This is a genomic window from Chitinophaga sp. 22308 (genome assembly GCF_052045305.1).
GTDB classification, from domain to species: domain Bacteria; phylum Bacteroidota; class Bacteroidia; order Chitinophagales; family Chitinophagaceae; genus Chitinophaga; species Chitinophaga varians_A.
The window spans coordinates 121,018-139,040 of the sequence record NZ_JBQEOP010000010.1 but is presented as its reverse complement, the minus strand read 5'-3'; the positions used below and the strand labels follow the sequence as shown (position 1 = coordinate 139,040).

At 50.8% G+C, this 18,023-nt stretch carries 16 protein-coding genes; 9 read left to right on the top strand and 7 right to left on the bottom strand.

The annotated features are described in order from the left end of the window. Positions 1 to 17 precede the first annotated feature (17 nt). From ACTJJS_RS31330 to fbaA, 4 genes are all read right to left on the bottom strand, one after another. A complete protein-coding gene (locus tag ACTJJS_RS31330) occupies positions 18 to 1,184 on the bottom strand; it encodes a tetratricopeptide repeat protein (RefSeq protein WP_440667764.1) in 1,167 nt (388 codons plus the stop codon). 39 nt (positions 1,185 to 1,223) lie between these two features. Beyond that, a complete protein-coding gene (smpB, locus tag ACTJJS_RS31325) occupies positions 1,224 to 1,703 on the bottom strand; it encodes an SsrA-binding protein SmpB (protein ID WP_440667879.1) in 480 nt (159 codons plus the stop codon). A gap of 65 nt (positions 1,704 to 1,768) precedes the next feature. Then, positions 1,769 to 2,617 carry an acetyl-CoA carboxylase, carboxyltransferase subunit beta gene (gene accD, locus ACTJJS_RS31320; protein WP_168875013.1) on the bottom strand — a complete coding sequence of 283 codons (849 nt, stop codon included), beginning with the start codon at positions 2,615 to 2,617 and terminating at the stop codon, positions 1,769 to 1,771. A gap of 239 nt (positions 2,618 to 2,856) precedes the next feature. Further along, complete coding sequence (gene fbaA, locus ACTJJS_RS31315; protein ID WP_188106140.1) at positions 2,857 to 3,921, bottom strand: class II fructose-bisphosphate aldolase; 1,065 nt, start codon at positions 3,919 to 3,921, stop codon at positions 2,857 to 2,859. A 135-nt stretch (positions 3,922 to 4,056) separates the two neighbouring features. On the opposite strand from fbaA, the gene ACTJJS_RS31310 reads away from it, so the two are divergent. Beyond that, entirely contained in the window at positions 4,057 to 4,872 is an 816-nt protein-coding gene (locus tag ACTJJS_RS31310; RefSeq protein WP_440667761.1) for an alpha/beta fold hydrolase, read from the top strand. Between the two features lie 214 nt (positions 4,873 to 5,086). Here ACTJJS_RS31310 and ACTJJS_RS31305 read toward each other — a convergent pair whose 3' ends face one another. From ACTJJS_RS31305 to ACTJJS_RS31295, 3 genes are all read right to left on the bottom strand, one after another. Beyond that, entirely contained in the window at positions 5,087 to 5,530 is a 444-nt protein-coding gene (locus ACTJJS_RS31305; protein WP_440667760.1) for a ubiquinol-cytochrome c reductase iron-sulfur subunit, read from the bottom strand. A 205-nt stretch (positions 5,531 to 5,735) separates the two neighbouring features. Then, complete coding sequence (locus tag ACTJJS_RS31300) at positions 5,736 to 6,521, bottom strand: helical backbone metal receptor (RefSeq protein ID WP_440667758.1); 786 nt, start codon at positions 6,519 to 6,521, stop codon at positions 5,736 to 5,738. A 5-nt stretch (positions 6,522 to 6,526) separates the two neighbouring features. Beyond that, positions 6,527 to 7,885, bottom strand: coding sequence for a pyridoxal-phosphate dependent enzyme (locus tag ACTJJS_RS31295; RefSeq protein ID WP_440667757.1), 1,359 nt, complete (start codon positions 7,883 to 7,885; stop codon positions 6,527 to 6,529). A gap of 305 nt (positions 7,886 to 8,190) precedes the next feature. Here ACTJJS_RS31295 and bioD point away from each other — a divergent pair, with 305 nt between their 5' ends. From bioD to ACTJJS_RS31255, 8 genes are all read left to right on the top strand, one after another. Further along, entirely contained in the window at positions 8,191 to 8,832 is a 642-nt protein-coding gene (bioD, locus tag ACTJJS_RS31290) for a dethiobiotin synthase (protein WP_440667756.1), read from the top strand. Further along, positions 8,829 to 9,410 (top strand): 5-formyltetrahydrofolate cyclo-ligase, encoded by a 582-nt coding sequence (locus ACTJJS_RS31285; protein WP_440667754.1) that lies wholly within the window; start codon positions 8,829 to 8,831, stop codon positions 9,408 to 9,410. Before bioD ends, ACTJJS_RS31285 begins: the two co-directional genes overlap by 4 nt. Positions 9,411 to 9,412: 2 nt before the next feature. Beyond that, the gene (gene lpxK / locus ACTJJS_RS31280) at positions 9,413 to 10,492 is read left to right on the top strand and encodes a tetraacyldisaccharide 4'-kinase (RefSeq protein ID WP_317166469.1); all 1,080 of its coding nucleotides are present in this window, start codon (positions 9,413 to 9,415) and stop codon (positions 10,490 to 10,492) included. 14 nt (positions 10,493 to 10,506) lie between these two features. Further along, on the top strand, positions 10,507 to 13,482 hold the full coding sequence (gene rnr / locus ACTJJS_RS31275) for a ribonuclease R (RefSeq protein WP_440667752.1): 2,976 nt from the start codon (positions 10,507 to 10,509) through the stop codon (positions 13,480 to 13,482). A 25-nt stretch (positions 13,483 to 13,507) separates the two neighbouring features. Then, positions 13,508 to 14,479 (top strand): polyprenyl synthetase family protein, encoded by a 972-nt coding sequence (locus tag ACTJJS_RS31270; RefSeq protein ID WP_440667750.1) that lies wholly within the window; start codon positions 13,508 to 13,510, stop codon positions 14,477 to 14,479. Between the two features lie 174 nt (positions 14,480 to 14,653). After that, positions 14,654 to 16,285, top strand: coding sequence for an amino acid permease (locus tag ACTJJS_RS31265; protein WP_440667748.1), 1,632 nt, complete (start codon positions 14,654 to 14,656; stop codon positions 16,283 to 16,285). A gap of 51 nt (positions 16,286 to 16,336) precedes the next feature. After that, entirely contained in the window at positions 16,337 to 16,804 is a 468-nt protein-coding gene (locus ACTJJS_RS31260; protein ID WP_440667747.1) for a DoxX family protein, read from the top strand. Positions 16,805 to 16,951: 147 nt separating this feature from the next. Next, positions 16,952 to 18,007, top strand: a complete 1,056-nt coding sequence (locus ACTJJS_RS31255; protein ID WP_168875024.1) for a Smr/MutS family protein — start codon at positions 16,952 to 16,954, stop codon at positions 18,005 to 18,007. Positions 18,008 to 18,023 lie beyond the last annotated feature (16 nt).

The window sequence follows — 18,023 nt, the reverse complement described above, 5'->3', positions numbered from 1 at the left end:
ATCATGGCCTTCTTTATTTAGTTGATGTTACTGTAGTAACTTCTTAAGTCCCTTTCCAGCTGATCGTATATGGGTCTGGTGAATTCGATAAAAAGGTCCTGCGGTGGTGGTGGCGCTACGTCCTGGCCCCCGATCATTTTTTTGTCTTCCTCGCTCAGTGCGCGGTAGTCGCCGCGATAGGTGCCAAACTGGTTGAGCCAGGTGTAGCTGCCCGGAATGCGGTCTGTGCGCAGTAAGCGGCCGTTATTGGTATCGGTGATCTGATAGTCCAGCAGCCCTTTGGACACCACGGTTTTTTTGGTGATGAAGAGGGTGGCTTTAACGGTAGTGTATATGTTGATGATTTTGCCGGAGGTGTCTTTGGAGGTACCGGTAACGATCTCTTTGGAGACATCGCGCTGAAGGCGGTCCACGAAGGTCTGGCCCACTACGAAGTCCTGGAAGCGCAGGGCGATGTACTGATCGGGCTGCAGGTTTTCGTTCCGGGCAAAACGTTCGTCATAAAAGGCCACGAACCGGTTGATGCTGCGTTGTTGCAGTGTGCGCACGAGATAGTCGCGGAACTGGTCGGCGCTGAACTGGAAGAAGGGGGAGCGCACATCTATCTCACTCACGACCACGTGTATCACGCCGGCCTGAAAGGCTTCTTCCATGCGCTCTTTGGCGTCGCGGTAATTGCTGATCAGTTTAAGGGAGGCGGCGAATTCCTCGTAGGCTTTGCGGGCGCTGGCCTTGTCGCCCCGCTCCATGAGTGCCACACCGCGGTCATAGCGGCTTTCTGCGGCGTTTTCCTGCGCGCCGGTAATGGCGTCACGATAATCTTTAGGGGTCACCACCTGCAAGGCGGCGGGGGAACTGTGAATGAGATCGTACAGCCGTTGCATGGCGCGGTATTCATTGCGTACCGGTTCCCATTTAAGCTGGTTGTTGGAGCGGAGAAAACCGTTGACCCGGTCGTCGTGCAGTCTTTGTGCCTGGCGGTAGGCTTCGGGCAGCAGCTGCAGGGCGGTGGCGTCTTGTGGCCTGCGCTGAAGTTTTTTGATGAAAGCGGCTACAGCGTCGTCGTATTTGCCTTTGTTGTAGAGTTTTTCGCCGGAGCGGCAGCCCCATAAGAGGAGGCAGGCCAACAGGCATAACATTCCCCGTATGCCGGCAGAACGGAAAGGTAGACTAATCGTATTCAAGGGACAGGATTTATGCAGTGACGTTGCTTGCAGCAGTGGCTATTTGATCTGGCGGCGTAATTCCCTGTCGGACTCACGTTGTTTGATAGATTCCCGTTTGTCGTACAGTTTTTTACCCTTGCCCACACCTATTTCCATTTTGGCAAGACTTTTATCCGTGATGAATATACGAAGCGGAACAATGGTATAGCCTCGTTCTTTGATCTTGTTCTCGATTTTTTTCAATTCCCGTTTTGTCAACAGCAATTTTCTTTCGCGCAGGGGATCGTGATTGGCGCTGGTGCCGTGAGAATATTCGGCGATATGCAGGCTTTTAACAAACAATTCTCCTTTTGAAAAATAACAAAAGGAATCATTAAAACTGACCCTGCTGGCGCGGATAGACTTAATCTCTGTTCCTGTCAATACCATTCCCGCAATAAATTTTTCTTCTATTGCGTACTCAAAATATGCTGATCTGTTTCTTAATTCGGCCATGGGGTGAAAATTTTGGGATTTTCGATTTTTTGATTTCGTGATTTAATCGACCTGATGGTCTCCCAAAATTCCAAAATCAAAAAATTCGGAAATCCCAAAATGATTATCTAGTTTTTGAAGAGACTGAGCAGGTTGGCCAGTCTTGTTTTTAATTCTTTCCGGTCCATGATGAAGTCCAGGAAGCCGTGTTCCAGCAGGAACTCAGCGCTTTGGAAACCAGCAGGGAGGTCTTTTTTGATCGTCTCTTTGATGATCCTGGGGCCGGCAAAGCCAATCAGGGCGCCTGGTTCCGCAATGTTCACGTCTCCCAGCATCGCGAAGGAGGCGGTCACACCACCGGTAGTAGGATCGGTCATCAGAGAGATAAAGGGCAGTCTGGCGGTGGCGAGCTGCGTCAGTTTCGCGGAAGTTTTGGCCATCTGCATCAGGGAGAAGGCACTTTCCATCATACGCGCACCGCCGGATTTGGAGATGATCATCAATGGCATTTTGTGCACGATGCAGTAGTCAATGGAACGGGCGATTTTTTCACCTACCACGGAGCCCATAGAGCCGCCGATGAAGTTGAAGTCCATACAGGCCACTACCAGGTCCAATCCGTTTACCTTACCGGTGCCAACTGTCATGGCATCTTTCAGGCCGGATTTCTTTTGTGCGTCCTTCAGCCTGTCAGCGTAAGGTTTCAGGTCTTTAAAGCCTAGGAAATCGGTCGGGTAAATATTGGAAAACAGTTCCTCGAACTGATTGTCGTCGAAAATAATCTCAAAATACTCTTTGGAGTTGATACGGTTGTGATAGTTACATTTATCACACACGTAGTAATGCTCCTTCAGATCCTTAACAGTGGTGGTTTTCTTACAGTTAGGACACTTGTGCCACAACCCGTCCGGTGCTTCCTTCTTCTCACTGGTGGAAGTGGAGATGCCTTGTTTAATTCGCTTAAACCAGCTTGACATATTTTACTATTAGATTAGAAAATAGTGGTGCAAGATACGAATTAATGCATAAAACCAAACAGTTGTCAGAATCTCGTCCCGAAAATGAGGGAAATTGTTTTATTTTAACTATTAATAATGAAGCGGAAACAAAAGCGATTATTTTAATATAAGTTCGCTTTGTTTCCGCTTCGGGCGGTTATACTGAAATATCAGTCCGGCGGGCGCTTTTCAGGCGCATCCTTCCGGAGGTACCGGTATTAGTTTCTGTTGATGCAGTTCAGGTCGCGGAACGCCTCTTCCAGACGTTTTACAAAGGTATCTTCACCTTTGCGCAGCCATACGCGCGGATCGTAGTATTTTTTGTTAGGCTTGTCAGCACCTTCGGGGTTGCCCAGTTGGCCCTGCAGGTATTCTTTCTTCGCTTCGTAGTAGTCGTGCACGCCTTCCCAGAATGCCCACTGCATGTCAGTGTCAATGTTCATTTTGATAACGCCGTAGCCCAGTGCTTCAGCGATCTGGTGTTTTGGAGAACCGCTGCCACCGTGGAATACATAGTAAACCGGTTTAGCTTTGGTGCCGAATTTCTGTTGGATGTATTCCTGGCTGTTCTGCAGGATCACAGGGCGCAGTTCCACGTTGCCCGGGCTGTATACGCCGTGTACGTTACCGAATGCAGCAGCTACCGTGAAGCGGCTGCCTACTTTAGACAGCACTTCGTAAGCATAAGCCACGTCTTCAGGCTGCGTATAGAGCTTGGAGTTGTCCACGCCGGAGTTGTCTACACCATCTTCCTCGCCGCCGGTCACGCCCAGCTCGATTTCGATGGACATGCCCAGCTTGTTCATCCGCTCAAAGTATTTGTGGGAGATCTCGATGTTTTCCTGGATAGGCTCTTCGGAGAGGTCCAGCATGTGAGAGCTGTACAGCGGTTGACCGGTTTGTTTGAAGAAAGTTTCACCGGCATCCAGCAGACCGTCGATCCATGGCAGCCATTTTTTAGCGGCATGGTCAGTATGGAGCACAACCGGAACACCATAATATTTCGCTACTTCGTGTACATGTTTCGCACCAGAGATACCGCCAGCGATGTTAGCCTGCAGCTTATCGTTCGGCATACCTTTACCGGCGTAAAACTGAGCGCCGCCATTGGAAAACTGTATAATAACCGGTGAATTTACTTTGGCAGCCGTTTCCAGTACCGCATTAACTGAATTGGTCCCCACTACGTTCACGGCAGGCATAGCAAATCCGTTGTCTTTGGCATCGTTATACAGCGCATCCAGCTCTTCGCCGAATAATACGCCAGCTCTGTATTTTCCCATACTTTAAAATGTATTTGTTTTTTTAGGAAAGCAAATATACACAGTAAAAAATAAGATTTATAGCGAAATGTATTTTTATCTCCGCTGAAAAATACAGGCGGAAAAATGTATTTTAACCTCTTATTCCTTACTGCTATGCGTAAAATCTGCTGCGCCACATTACTGCTGCTTTCCTTTAAAACACTCTTCGCTGGCCGGTTTGATCGGAATGCAAACGATTCCATCAATTACTTTTCTTCTTTTGACGGTACCCGCATTCATTATACTGTCAAAGGAAACGGAGAACCGGTCATACTGGTACACGGCTTCATGGGCAGCGGCGATTCATGGCCTGCCACGCCATTATACGACTCCCTGCTGCAACACGGGTTCCGCGTGATCACGCCGGACCTGCGAGGCAACGGCGCCTCCGGCCATCCGCATGACAGCCTCGCCTACGCACAGGACGCGGAAGCCCGCGATATTATTGGTCTTGCCCGGCATCTGCAACTGCCGGCGTACAAAGTAGTGGGCTATTCCCGCGGATCTATCATCGCGGCACGTTTGCTGGTGCTGGACCCCAGGGTGACCTGCGCCGTGCTCGGCGGCATCGGCACCGGCTTCACCGACCCTGCATGGCCACGCCGGCTGAAATTTTATGAGGCCCTCTCCGGAAAAGATGTACCGGAACTGGCAGCCATGGTCAAAAACGTACAGGCGAAAGGGTTAGACCAGCGGGCGCTGGCGCTGATGCAATGGGGCCAGCCCGCCACCGCACCATTCGAATTGGCGAAGGTGCAACAGCCGGTACTGGTGATAGGAGGCGATAAAGATGAAGATAATGACACCGGCGGCCCACTCGCTGCCATGATGCCCCGCGGCATGCATGGCACCGTGGCCGGCGATCACAACAGCGTGATGCGCTCAAACCACTTCGCCGCATGGGTGGTGGATTTTCTGATAAAACATTAATCCCAGGGCTGAAGCCCTGGGCTACGTTCTGATCCAGGTTCTTCTGATGATTGGCTGCTCGTAATCCGGAGATGTTTTTGCGGCCTGCTTTTCACGATTACAACCATGGAAAGCAGGCCGGAACAGCAATTGAATTGCTAAGGCCCGTCACTTCCCGTTTTTTGATACGGTTTACCTGTTCCGTTATCAGCCGTAAATGTCCTCTTTCATTGCATCAGGCAACAGTCAAGGTGTTACCGCTAATGGTAATGGTATAGGCGGTCAGCGCTGTTGTAGCCGGACCGGTATTCACTGCGCCGCTGGTCGTATACCTGCTGCCATGGCCGCAAGGCGCATTGCATTCTATCAGTTTCGTAGTGTTGTTGAATGTGGCAACGGTACATCCCTGATGTGTGCACGTGCTGGATAATGCAGTGAAATCCGCCGCCGTATTGCCCGTGCCGGTACGGATGATGATCACCCCGTTGGAGATTTTAAAGTCGCCGGGGTTAGGAAGGTCCGTGCTCAGGTTGAGCGACAGCTTAGCATTAGCTCCGCCCGGCGTAGGTTGTGGTGAGGACCCGTAACCGTCCCCGCCCTTGCTGCAGGCCGCTAATCCGCCAACACAAGCCAGTGCCAGCGTCATTCCGATGTTGGATACAAAATCCCTTCTTTCCATAAAAAGCGTTTTGTGAATAAAATGGAGATACTCTTGTTACGGAAGAGATAACAAAACGGTTGCTCATGAAAAAAAATAAGGTAATTTAAAAAAAGAAAGCTGCCAATTGGCAGCCTCAAAGAAATAACCAAAGGCCTGTACATCAAAACAATCCCCGGGCACTGAACAGCTATGCGGCAGAAGACACTCAGTGTGACCCCGGGCTTCAGCCCTGGGCTATTTGCTGAAACAACTCCTGAAAATACGCCGGCGCTTCCAGCAGCCGGCTGCCATACCACGAGAACAGTTCACCGTCTACCAGCATCACCTTTGCATTTGGAAGGATGGCCTGTATTTCATGCATGTGTTTTTCTTTAAAAGGATACGGTTCGGACGATAACAGTACCAGCCTGCAACCGCTGGCTGCCAGCTGTTCTTCGTCGATGGCTGGGTAACGTGGTATGTCTGCGAATACGTTTTGCAGACCGCAGCGTTGCAGCATCTGGTGGATGAAAGTATCTCCGCCAGCGGCCATCCACGGATCGCGCCAGATAAAGTAGGCGGTGGGAACAGGGCGGGGGAGCGGTTGTAACGCCGCAAAACGTTGCCGGATGGTGTCTGCCAGTCGGATGGCGGCATCGGTCTTCCGGGTAATGGCGCCGATCCCGGTGATCATGTCACAGGCATCTTCGAGCGACTGTATATTGCTCACCCATACGGGATAATGCTCCATCAGCGCCATCACGTCTTCGGCGGTATTTTCTTCTTTATTGGCGATGATCAGATCAGGAGACAGTTCCCTGATCACTTCCATGCGTACGTTTTTGGTGCCGCCCACGCGTGTTTTGCTGCGGAACCACGATTCGGGATGCACGCAAAATTTGGTGATGCCCACCACTTCCTCTTCCAGTCCGAGGGTATATAAAAGTTCTGTCTGCGAAGGCACCAGCGAGATAATCCGCTTTGGCGCCTCCGGCAGATGAATGGTACGGTTCAGTTGGTCCCGGAACATAGTTGTTAACGGCCCAGGGCCTGAATGATGTCGTATTTGGTTACAATATGATGGTCGCCGCTTTCGTCTTTGGTCATAACGGCGCCGTTTTCACGATTGATGTAAACGGACAGTTTCTCTATCGGCGTGTCCGGGTTGACCATGGGGAACGGAGCGTGCATGACTTCCTGTACGGACGCGTCTTTCAGGTGCGGGTTATCAATCAGCTTGTTGAACAGCCCACTCTCTGATACAGCGCCGATGATGTCGCTGCCATTGGTGACAGGGATATGTTCGATATCGAATTTGCGCATTTTGGCAATGGCTTCGCTTACCTTTTCTTCGGCGTTGATGGTGACCAGCGGCATATTGCGACGGGCGCCTACAATGTCTTTTACGGTTTTTACGTCGAGGAAGCCGCGTTCCATCATCCACTGGTCGTTATATACTTTTCCTACATAACGGCTGCCATGGTCATGGAAAATTACTACTACCACATCGTCCGGCTTGAGGGTGTCTTTGAGTTGCATCAGTCCTGCTACGGCCGATCCGGCGGAGTAGCCAACGAAAATCCCTTCTTCTTTGGTGATACGGCGGGCCATTACGGCGCCGTCTTTGTCCGTCACTTTGGTGAAGGCGTCGATCACGCTCATGTCGTAGTTCTGCGGCACAAAGTCTTCGCCGATGCCTTCGGTGATATAGGGATACACTTCGCCCATATCTATTTCACCGGTTTCGAAATATTTTTTGAGCAGGGAACCGTAGCTGTCGATGGCCCATACTTTGATATTCGGATTTTTTTCCTTGAGGAATTTGCCGGTGCCGGTAATGGTGCCGCCGGTGCCGGTGGCCACGATGAGGTGTGTTACGTTGCCGTCTGTCTGTTCCCATATTTCCGGGCCGGTCTGCTCGTAGTGGGCGTCGCGGTTGGCAAGGTTGTCATATTGATTAACGTAAAATGAGTTAGGTATTTCGGTAGCCAGTCTTTTAGATACGGAATAGTAGGAGCGGGGATCTTCCGGTTCCACGTTGGTCGGGCACACGATCACTTCTGCGCCTACGGCTTTGAGGATGTCTACCTTTTCCTTGGACTGTTTATCGGTAGTGGTGAAGATACATTTGTAGCCTTTGATCACCGCTGCCAGGGCGAGGCCCATGCCGGTATTGCCGGAAGTGCCTTCAATGATGGTGCCGCCGGGTTTGAGCAGGCCTTTCTGTTCCGCCACTTCCACCATCTTAATGGCCATACGGTCTTTAATGGAATTGCCCGGATTAAAAAATTCTACCTTGGCGAATACGGGACAGGGGAGGGAAGCGGTTACGCGGTTCAGTTTTACCAGCGGGGTATGTCCTATCGTTTCGAGAATGTTTGCTGCGTATTTCATAAAATCAATGAGGTTGTGTACAGTTGTAAATTACGAATTAAGCCCAAACAAACAGGCCGCTGCCATTAAATTGCTGTAACCGGCCTTAACGGGCCATCGGCAGAATCCCCTGATTTCTTTTTGTTTTTCTGATAATGATTTAGGTAGATGAATTATTTTTAATAATAGCTGTAATTTGATGGAAAACATCCAAGATTTAAAAAATGTTAAAATCTGACGTTCTCTGTGGTCATTAACCTGAAAACAAGCCTTCATTCGTAATTCGTAATTCGTAAATCGTAATTCCTCTGTTATATTTGCCGTAGATGAATCGAATATTTGTAACCGGTATTGGCACCGGTGTAGGGAAAACCATCATATCCGCCTGTGTGACCACCGCCCTGGAGGCCGACTACTGGAAACCTGTACAATCAGGGTCTGAAGAAGGCACCGACACGCAGACTGTCAGGGCCCTGGTGCCGGAAGGCATCACCGTTTGCCATCCGGAAGCATATGTATTAAAAGAGCCGGCCTCGCCGCACCTGGCCGCGCGCATGGAACAAGTCACCATCGATACCGCTGAAATTGTAAGACAGGCGGGCCTGCTGCAACCGGCCGGCCGGCCGCTCGTGATAGAAGGCGCCGGTGGGCTGCTGGTGCCGCTGACAGACGATGTGCTGACGCTGGACCTGGTCCGCGATCTCGGTGCCGGCGTTATTATCGCGGCACAGAATTATCTCGGCAGCATTAATCACAGCCTGCTGACGGCCCGGGTACTGCAACATGCAGGCGTTCCCGTTATAGGCTGGATTTTTGGCGGCGATTACCATACAAATGAAGATGATATCGTGCGGCTCAGCGGATATCCCCGTATAGGGCGTATCCCACAGGCCGCGGAAGTCAATATGGCATTTGTGCAGCAACAGGCACAACTTTTGTCAGCTCCCTTAAAGGCGTTACTGGCATGATCACCAAAAAGGATATACGAAAACACTTCCTGGAGCAGCGCCTGAACCTCCCAGACGCCACGGCGGCAGACCTGAACGAACGGCTGCTGGCCCACGCCCGCCAGCTGGATTACCAGGGAGTGCGTTATCTGCATCTTTTCCTTCCCATCTCGGAAAAAAAAGAAGTCGATACCTGGCCATTGGCCCAATGGCTGCGGCAACAGCATCCGGACCTACAGCTGGTGCTTCCAAAGGCCGACATGAAAACCGGCGATATGCTGCATTATGCGTGGCATGTCAACACGGTGCTGGTAAAAAACCGTTTCGGTATCCCTGAGCCGGAAAACGGGGATCCGGTGCTGCCGGAAACCGTCGACCTGGTGATGGTGCCCTTATTGGCTTTCGATCAGCAGGGCCAGCGGGTAGGGTATGGCAAAGGCATGTACGACCGTTTCCTGAAGCAGTGCCGCCCCGATGTGCGTACAGTAGGCCTTTCGCTGTTTGGCCCTATTGAGGGCATCAGTGATGCCGACCCCTGGGACGTGCCGCTGCAGACGGTGGTGACGCCCGACTTTATTTATCATTTTAAACAACCTTAGCAGTGCTGAAACTACTGAGTTACCTGAAAATACTGTTATATCCCTTCTCCCTGCTTTATGGCCTTGTGATGTGGGCCCGCAACCGCTTCTACGATAAAGGCCTGTTGACGGCCGTGGAATTCGACCTGCCGGTGATTGCCTGTGGCAACCTGTCAGTAGGCGGTACCGGCAAGACGCCGCATGTGGAATACCTGATCCGCCTGCTCAAAGACCACTTCAGGACGGCCACGCTCAGCCGCGGCTATAACCGCCGTACCAGCGGTTACCTGCTGGCCGATGAACACAGCACCGCCGCCGACATCGGTGATGAACCGATGCAGTTCCATGCTAAATACCCGGACATCAAAGTGTGCGTGGGCGAAGAAAGAATGCTGGCCATCCCACAGCTACTGGGCGACGAGCCGGACACCCAGGTTGTGTTGCTGGACGATGCTTTCCAGCACCGGTCTGTGAAACCCGGCATGAACATCATGATTACCGAATACAGCCGGCTGTTCACCCGCGACCATGTGGTGCCTTTCGGCCGTTTGCGGGAAGGAAGAAGCGGTTACCAGCGCGCTAATTGCATTATCGTTTCCAAGTGTCCGCCGGACATGAGCCTGGCTGAAAAAGCGGCGCTGGAAAAAGAAATCAATCCGTTACCCGGTCAGCGGCTGTTTTTTACTACCTTGCAGTACGGCGCATTATTTGATATGACAACCCGGCAGCCCGTGAATGTTCCTGCTTCGGCCTCGGTGTTACTCGCCTGCGGCATCGCCCGGCCGGAACCGCTCCTGGAAAAACTGCAACAACAGTATCAGAAAGTGTACCTGCTGGCGTTTCCCGATCACTATTACTATTCAGAAAAAGATATTGCAAAAATTAAAAAGGAAAGAGATGACCTGCCCGGAACACAAAAGATGGTCATCACCACAGAAAAAGACGCAGTAAGGCTGCATCTCCTGCAAAAAGAGCTGGCAGAACAAAACCTGCAAATAGCTGTTATGCCAGTGGAAATTTCGTTCCTCTTCGGAGAAGCGGAATCATTTAATAACTTTATTTTTGACTATGTGGCCCGGCAGTTGCCGGCCTTCGGTCAATAAGACTACAACCAAACATGAGTAAGAAAAAGAAAGATAAGAAACACCCCGGTCAGAAACACCCCGGTCAGAAACAGCCCGGTCAGAAAAAAACCTTCAGAGGTGTTGTGGAACTGACAAGGTCAGGAATGGCCTTCGTGATTGTACCGGGCCTCGCCAGGGACATCATGGTAAAGCAGAAAAACCTGAATACCGCCCTCGATAAAGATGAAGTCCTGGTAGACGTGATCAAACATGGCGGAGGCGATGGCCGTCAGGAAGGCGTTATAACGGACATCCTTAAACGTAACAAGACTGAATTTACCGGCACCCTGCAGGTGAGCAAAAGCTTCGGCTTCCTGATCACGGAAAAGGGCCTGTTCATGCCGGACATCTATATCCCCGCCAACTCCCTCAATAACGGGAAGTCCGGTGATAAAGCCGTGGTGAAAGTGGTGGCCTGGGGCGAGAAAACCCGCAAGCCCGTGGGTGAAGTCATCGAAATCCTCGATGCCAGCGACACCAACGACCTCGCCATGAAGGAAATCCTCATCGAAGCCGGTTTCCCGCTCAACTTCCCCACTGAAGTAATGAACGAACTGGCTGGTATCAAAGAAGAAATAACGGACACGGAAGTACGGAAACGCAAGGACTGCAGAAACATCCTCACCTTCACGATAGACCCCGTCGACGCCAAAGACTTTGACGACGCCATCTCCATCCGGCCGCTGAAAAACGGCCTGTACGAGATAGGGGTGCATATCGCTGATGTGAGCCACTATGTGGTGCCTGGCACAGAACTGGACAAGGAAGCCGACAGGCGCGCCACCTCCGTGTACCTGCCGGACCGTGTACTGCCCATGCTCCCGGAAAAAATTTCCAATGAACTGTGCTCCCTGCGCCCGCATGAAGATAAACTCACTTTCTCCGCCATCTTCCAGATGAACGAGAAAGGAGAGGTGAAACATTACTGGATAGGACGGACACTGATCCACTCTGACCACCGCTTCACCTATGAAGAAGCACAGGAAGTGATCGAGACCAAAGAAGGACCTTACGAAAAGGAAATCCTGCTGCTCAATAAAATAGCCCAGACACTCCGCCAGGAGCGCTTTGCGCATGGCGCCATCAACTTCTCCTCACAGGAAGTCCGCTTCAAGCTGGATGAAAAAGGCAAGCCAGTTGGCATTGTGGTGAAAGAGAGCAAAGAAGCGCATCAGCTGATCGAAGAGTTTATGTTGCTGGCCAACAGGACCGTGGCCACTTATGTGTCCAAAATCAAAGTCAACAAACAACCGGTGCCCTTCCCTTATAGGGTGCACGATACGCCGGACCCTGACAAACTCAAGGTGTTCGCCGCTTTCGCCAGTAAGTTTGGCTATAAGTTCGATGTGAGCTCCCCTGAAAGCATTGCCCGTTCATTTAACAGGATGTTGCAGCTGGTACAGGGCAAGCCTGAACAACACGTGCTGGAAACCCTGGGCATCCGTACCATGGCCAAGGCCATTTATACGGTCAACAACGTGGGCCACTATGGCCTCGGCTTTGAAGACTATTGTCACTTTACCTCTCCGATACGCCGTTACCCCGATGTACTGGTACATCGCGTAGTGGCCGAATGCCTGGCCGACGATATCCATCCTGACAAGCAGATGGAGACCAAATGCAAGCACGATTCTGAAATGGAACGTAAAGCCATGGAAGCCGAAAGGGCGGCCAACAAATACAAGCAGGTAGAGTATATGCAGCAGTTTATTGGTCACACCTTTGAAGGCGTGATCAGCGGTGTGGCGCACTTTGGTTTCTGGGTGGAAACCGTAGATACCAAATGTGAAGGGCTGGTGAGCATCCATAATCTCAACCGCAAGGAGGAGTTTGCCTTCAACGAAGCAGAATATGCGCTGGTAGGACAGGCCAGCGGCCGCCGTTTCCGTATAGGGGAGAAAGTGTCCATCCGCGTGGTGGCCGCCAACCTCGCCAAACGCCAGCTGGATTATGAGCTGGACAGCGAACTGGCTACTGCCGGCCGTGAATTTAAACCCGGTCAGCGCGATGAGCGCCGCGAAGGCCGCCGGGACCACAAAAAGAAAAAACAAAAACACGGCCAGCAGCAGCCATGGCAGCCAAGGGAAAAACGGCCCTTTACGCCTGAAGCGCCTGTTGCACCTGCCGTTTCCCTGGAAATACCGCCTGAACCGGTTGTTGACCAGGTGATCGCGGAAACGCACGTGGTAGACGTCACCACGCCGCCACCAGCAGCTCCTGCACCTTCACCGGCAACTGAAACGGCGCCTGTGAAGAAAAAGAAAACAGCGAAAAAACAGACAGCCGACAAAGCGGCCCAGGCAGATGCAGTGCCAGCGCCGGTATCAGCAGAAGCAACACCAGCGGCGGCTCCGGCATCTCCCGGAAAAATAAAAACAAACACCAGCAAAAAAGCGGCGGAAACGCCTGTACAACCGGTAATGGAATCTCCTGCCGTTAAAAAAACAGAGAAGAAAACCACCGCTAAGGCCGGCGCTAAAAAAGCGACCGAAAAACCTGTGGCCAAAGCTGCTCCGGCTGAAAAGAAAAAAACAGTCAAAACCGCTGCGCCAAAAGCTGCTGCCAGGAAAGCCACCGCTAAAGCGGCCGTAAAAGCACCGGCTGCCAAAACAACAATAGCTAAAGCCGCTACAAAAAAAGCACCTGCGGCCAAAGCGCCGGTTGCTAAAAAAGCAGCCGCCAAAAAAGCTGCTGTACCGGCTAAAAAAGCTGCTGCGAAAAAAGCGGTCGCCGCTCCTGCAAAGAAAGCTGTCGCTAAAGCTCCTGCAAAGAAAGCTGTCGCTAAAGCTCCTGCAAAGAAAGCCGCTGTTAAAGCACCGGCCAAAAAAGCCGCCACCAAGGCACCCGCTAAAAAAGCCGCTGTGAAAACAACGGTGACCAAGGCCCCTGCTAAAAAGGCGGCTGCTAAAGCATCTGCAAAAAAGGCGACGCCGAAAAAAGCTGCCGCTAAAAAGAAAACAAAGAAATAAACAATAAAATCACCGTCTATTTGACATGCATTCATTTAAAGAGTTAATAGCGCAGTTCAGCCAGCAGTTTGATCAATGGCATTTTCCGAAAGAACCTACACGTTTGTACGATGCAGCGTCCCATATCCTGCAGATCGGTGGGAAACGTATCCGTCCGGTACTGTGCCTGATGGGCAACGAACTGTTTGATGATCTGCACCAGGATGCCTTTCAGGTAGGCAACGCGGTGGAACTGTTCCATAACTTTACGCTGATCCATGACGATATCATGGACAAAGCACCCATCCGCCGGGGACATCAGACCGTACACATGATCTATGGTGAACCCGCCGCCATCCTCGCCGGCGACGTTATGCTGATCAATGTGTATGATATGCTCAACAAGGTACAGTCCAGGTACAAACAGAAAATTATCACTGTGTTCAACAAGGCGGCGAAAGAAGTATGTGAAGGCCAGCAGATAGACATGGACTTTGAACAGATGGAACCTGAACAGGTACAGTATGATGACTATGTGCGCATGATTGGCCTGAAAACCTCCGTGCTGCTGGCTGCCAGCCTGCAGCTGGGCGCTATCATCGGCGGCGGCAGCGAAGGTAACCAGGAACACATATATGCTTTTGGGAAAAATATCGGCATCGCCTTCCAGATACAGGACGATTTCCTTGATGCTTTCGGTGACCCCGATAAATTCGGAAAACAGCAGGGTGGAGACATCCTCGTCAATAAAAAGACCTTCCTGTTGCTGAAAGCGCTGGAGCTGTGCAATGCGGCGCAAAAAGCAGAGCTGAAAAAACTGATGGAAACCAACCCGGATGATAAGGTGGCCAGGGTGCTGGACCTTTTCCGCAGCTGCAAGGTGGACATCTGGGCGGAAAAAGAAAAAGAACGTTTTCAACAGCAGGCCTTCGCCCGTCTCGAAGATATCGCCGTGCTGTCGGCCCGTAAAAAGCCTCTGATGGAACTGGCAGACTTCCTGTTAAACCGCCAGCAGTAATTTTTATATCCAAAATCGCATTATATTCGCGTCTTTCTCAGGACCGGAGGGGGAAAAATGATTAAATAATTAAATTGTCAAATGATTATTTTTCATATATTCAATTTCCCGGCCACCGGTCCTGGGCAAGATTTTTTTATTAAAAGACTACACTAAAACGTAATTCCGTCGCCAATGTCTAACTCGCTGTTTAGAAAGAAGTCCCTGACCACTATTATCAAAGATGCCAATGAAGGAATGACTGACAGCCTTGAAACAGGAGTAGGCATGCATAAAGTGCTGAAGGTGAAAGACCTGACAGCGATGGGGATTGCAGCGGTAATTGGCGCCGGTATCTTCTCTACTATTGGTGAAGCGTCTTTTCATGGCGGTCCGGGCGTGTCCCTGCTGTTTGTGATCACCGCCATTACCTGCGGGTTCTCCGCCCTTTGTTATGCAGAATTTGCTTCCCGCGTGCCGGTGTCCGGCAGTGCATATACTTATTCCTATGTGACCTTTGGCGAACTGGCAGCCTGGGTCATCGGCTGGGCGCTGATCCTGGAGTACGCCATTGGTAATATTGCAGTGGCCATATCCTGGAGCGGCTATTGCAACAACCTGTTACGCGGACTGGGAATAGCTTTGCCTGACTGGCTGTCGAGCAATTACGACAGTGCTTCACAGGCTACCATAGAAGCTGCGCCGCATATATTCGGGATTCCTTTTATCGTCAACCTGCCGGCTTTTCTGATCGTGATACTGATCACCTACCTGGCTTATGTGGGTATCCGGGAAAGTAAGCGCAGCGCCAATTTTATGGTGGGACTGAAGATCCTGGTGATCCTGTTTGTGATCGCTCTGGGCTTCTTTTATGTGAACCCGGGCAACTGGAGCCCTTTTATGCCGAATGGTTTCTCCGGTGTTTTAAAGGGCGTGTCCGCCGTGTTTTTTGCCTATATCGGTTTTGATGCCGTGAGCACCACCGCGGAGGAATGTGCCAATCCGCAGCGTGACCTGCCCCGTGGCATGATATACTCCCTCATTATCTGTACCGTACTGTATGTGTTGATTTCATTTGTGCTGACGGGCATGGTGCCTTATTACAAACTGAAAGTAGATGACCCGCTGGCGTTTGTATTTAATGAAGTGAACCTGCCGGGTATCAGCTATATCATCTCTGTAAGCGCCGTGGTGGCCACTACCAGCGTACTGCTGGTATTCCAGATCGGCCAGCCCCGCATCTGGATGAGCATGAGCCGTGACGGCCTGCTGCCGAAAAAATTCGCTAAAATCCATCCCAGGTTTAAAACACCTTCCTTTGCTACCATTATCACCGGTATCATTGTAGGGGTGCCGGCGCTTTTCCTGAACCTCACCATCGTAACAGACCTTACCAGTATCGGAACATTGTTCGCCTTCATCCTCGTGTGCGGCGGTGTGCTGATGTTGCCTCCACAGGAGAAAACCGCAGAAAAACGGTTCCGTTTGCCTTATATCAACGGCCAGATCATTGTGCCTGTGCTGGTGATAGGCCTGCTGGTGCTTTTCCGTGGAGAAATCTTGAGAAGGCTGTCTTTCGACGGAGGCTGGGAGGTATGGAAACACAATATTCCCTTCTTTTTCTTTGCCATTGTAACCGTGCTTATCACCTGGTTCTCGGCGGTACGCAAGCTGTCGCTCATCCCCGTATTGGGACTGCTCAGCTGTTTTTACCTGATGACCGAGATCGCGCTGAAAAACTGGATCGTGTTCAGCATCTGGCTGGTCATTGGCCTCAGCATCTATTTCCTTTACAGCTACCGCCACAGTAAGCTTCGCCAGGCCTAAATCCGGGTTATTTTTCGTAACTTAATAGCAAGTTCTTTAAAATTCTGTTTTATGAACACGCTACAAAGAGTTGCACGATGGGGTGATACACATCACCCGGTATGGTTGAGCGTTGTACGTATGGCGCTGGGACTTTTTCTGATGTGGGCAGGGGTCCTGTTTATCATGAACAGGGACGCACTGGACACCATGATCAACCAAAGTCCTGCGCTGGTTACGTTCGCCTTCTTTATTGCACACTACATTGTTTTTGTGCATATCGTAGGCGGCTTGTTCATTGCCATGGGCCTGGAAACCAGGTTGGCCGCACTGTTGAACATCCCGGTATTGCTGGGAGCTTTGTTGTTCGTACACTCACGGACAGGGCTGTTCCAGGTGTACCCTGTGTTGGGCCTGTCTGCAGTGGTGCTGGTGCTGCTGATCGTTTTTGCGGTGACCGGCAGCGGGCGCATCTCGGTCGACGAGTTTATGCGCAGGCATCCTGAAAGGAAGCGTAAGCATACCTACATCGATTTCTGAGCCGTTGTTTAATATAGGCGTACCTGTGAGTACCACCATTTTTTATGGCGCAGGAGAAGTACGGCCACGCCCAAAATCAAATCTTCCTGTCTCTTCCTCACTTTTTCCCCATCAAAATTCTATTTTTGTGCCCAGAAGAATGCAAATATGAAATATCAAACTGGAGACAAGATATTGCTGTTAAGCTCAAAAGAAGAAGGCACAGTAGTAGACATTGTCAATGACAATATGGTGATGATAGAAGTGAAAGGCACTACTTTCCCGGTATACCTTGATCAGATAGACTTTCCCTATTTCCATCGTTTTACCCAGCAAAAGCTGGTGAAAGAAAAGCCCCGGCAGATTCCCGGAGACGAGATCAAAGTAGACCGGAAAAAATACGAAGTGTTTAAAACAGATAAGGGCATGTTCCTGTCTGTTTTGCCGGTATATCAATTTGACGGATACGATGAAACTGTGAAGCTGATGAAGTTTCACTTGTTTAACGATACGCCGCATGCCATGCGCTTTTATTTTCAGATATGGCTCAACAACCAGATGGACCTGGAAATAAAGAATGAGATACAGCCGTATAATCATTTTTACCTGGCAGACCTGATCTTTGAATCTCTGAATGATAATCCGCGGTTTGAGTTCACGTTTTTCCTGAAGGAGCCGCAGCCTAAGCTGGCCACCTCCGTGAAAAAGACCTGGAAAATCAAGCCCAAACAGATGTTTACCCAGTTGGAAGAGCTGCGTACCAAAGCAGAAGCCACGCTGACTTACACCCTGTTTGAGAAATTCCCGGACAAGGAACCAGAGCCGCCGGCGCCGGCAGAGCAACCCAATGCAAAAAAGGCCAAACCGGCCACCACGATAGGCTCTGGTAATTTCGCCAGCCTGCTGAGCAAGATACAACTGCAGCCGGAAACGACGCTGGAGCCCAAACATGAGGTAGACCTGCATATCGAAGCCCTGGAGAAAAACTGGAAGGGGATGAGCAATATTGCTATACTGGCGGTGCAGCTCAATGCCTTTCAGCGGTATCTGGACTTAGCGATCAGCCACCATCAGCACAACCTGATTGTGATCCACGGCGTAGGCAAAGGCAAGCTGAAAGACGAGATCCATCAGATCCTCCGTCAGACGCCGGAAGTAGCGAACTTTGTAAACCAGTACCATGCTAAGTATGGTTACGGGGCTACAGAGATCACGTTTAAATAAATGAACTGTAATAGTT

What these genes read in the sequence shown, in the direction of transcription:
- accD (WP_168875013.1), bottom strand. Translation starts at nt 2,617, where the DNA reads ATGTCAAGCTGGTTTAAGCGAATTAAACAAGGCATCTCCACTTCCACC.
- fbaA (WP_188106140.1), bottom strand. Translation starts at nt 3,921, where the DNA reads ATGGGAAAATACAGAGCTGGCGTATTATTCGGCGAAGAGCTGGATGCG.
- ACTJJS_RS31310 (WP_440667761.1), top strand. Translation starts at nt 4,057, where the DNA reads ATGCGTAAAATCTGCTGCGCCACATTACTGCTGCTTTCCTTTAAAACA.
- ACTJJS_RS31305 (WP_440667760.1), bottom strand. Translation starts at nt 5,530, where the DNA reads ATGGAAAGAAGGGATTTTGTATCCAACATCGGAATGACGCTGGCACTG.
- ACTJJS_RS31300 (WP_440667758.1), bottom strand. Translation starts at nt 6,521, where the DNA reads ATGTTCCGGGACCAACTGAACCGTACCATTCATCTGCCGGAGGCGCCA.
- ACTJJS_RS31295 (WP_440667757.1), bottom strand. Translation starts at nt 7,885, where the DNA reads ATGAAATACGCAGCAAACATTCTCGAAACGATAGGACATACCCCGCTG.
- bioD (WP_440667756.1), top strand. Translation starts at nt 8,191, where the DNA reads ATGAATCGAATATTTGTAACCGGTATTGGCACCGGTGTAGGGAAAACC.
- ACTJJS_RS31285 (WP_440667754.1), top strand. Translation starts at nt 8,829, where the DNA reads ATGATCACCAAAAAGGATATACGAAAACACTTCCTGGAGCAGCGCCTG.
- rnr (WP_440667752.1), top strand. Translation starts at nt 10,507, where the DNA reads ATGAGTAAGAAAAAGAAAGATAAGAAACACCCCGGTCAGAAACACCCC.
- ACTJJS_RS31270 (WP_440667750.1), top strand. Translation starts at nt 13,508, where the DNA reads ATGCATTCATTTAAAGAGTTAATAGCGCAGTTCAGCCAGCAGTTTGAT.
- ACTJJS_RS31265 (WP_440667748.1), top strand. Translation starts at nt 14,654, where the DNA reads ATGTCTAACTCGCTGTTTAGAAAGAAGTCCCTGACCACTATTATCAAA.
- ACTJJS_RS31260 (WP_440667747.1), top strand. Translation starts at nt 16,337, where the DNA reads ATGAACACGCTACAAAGAGTTGCACGATGGGGTGATACACATCACCCG.
- ACTJJS_RS31255 (WP_168875024.1), top strand. Translation starts at nt 16,952, where the DNA reads ATGAAATATCAAACTGGAGACAAGATATTGCTGTTAAGCTCAAAAGAA.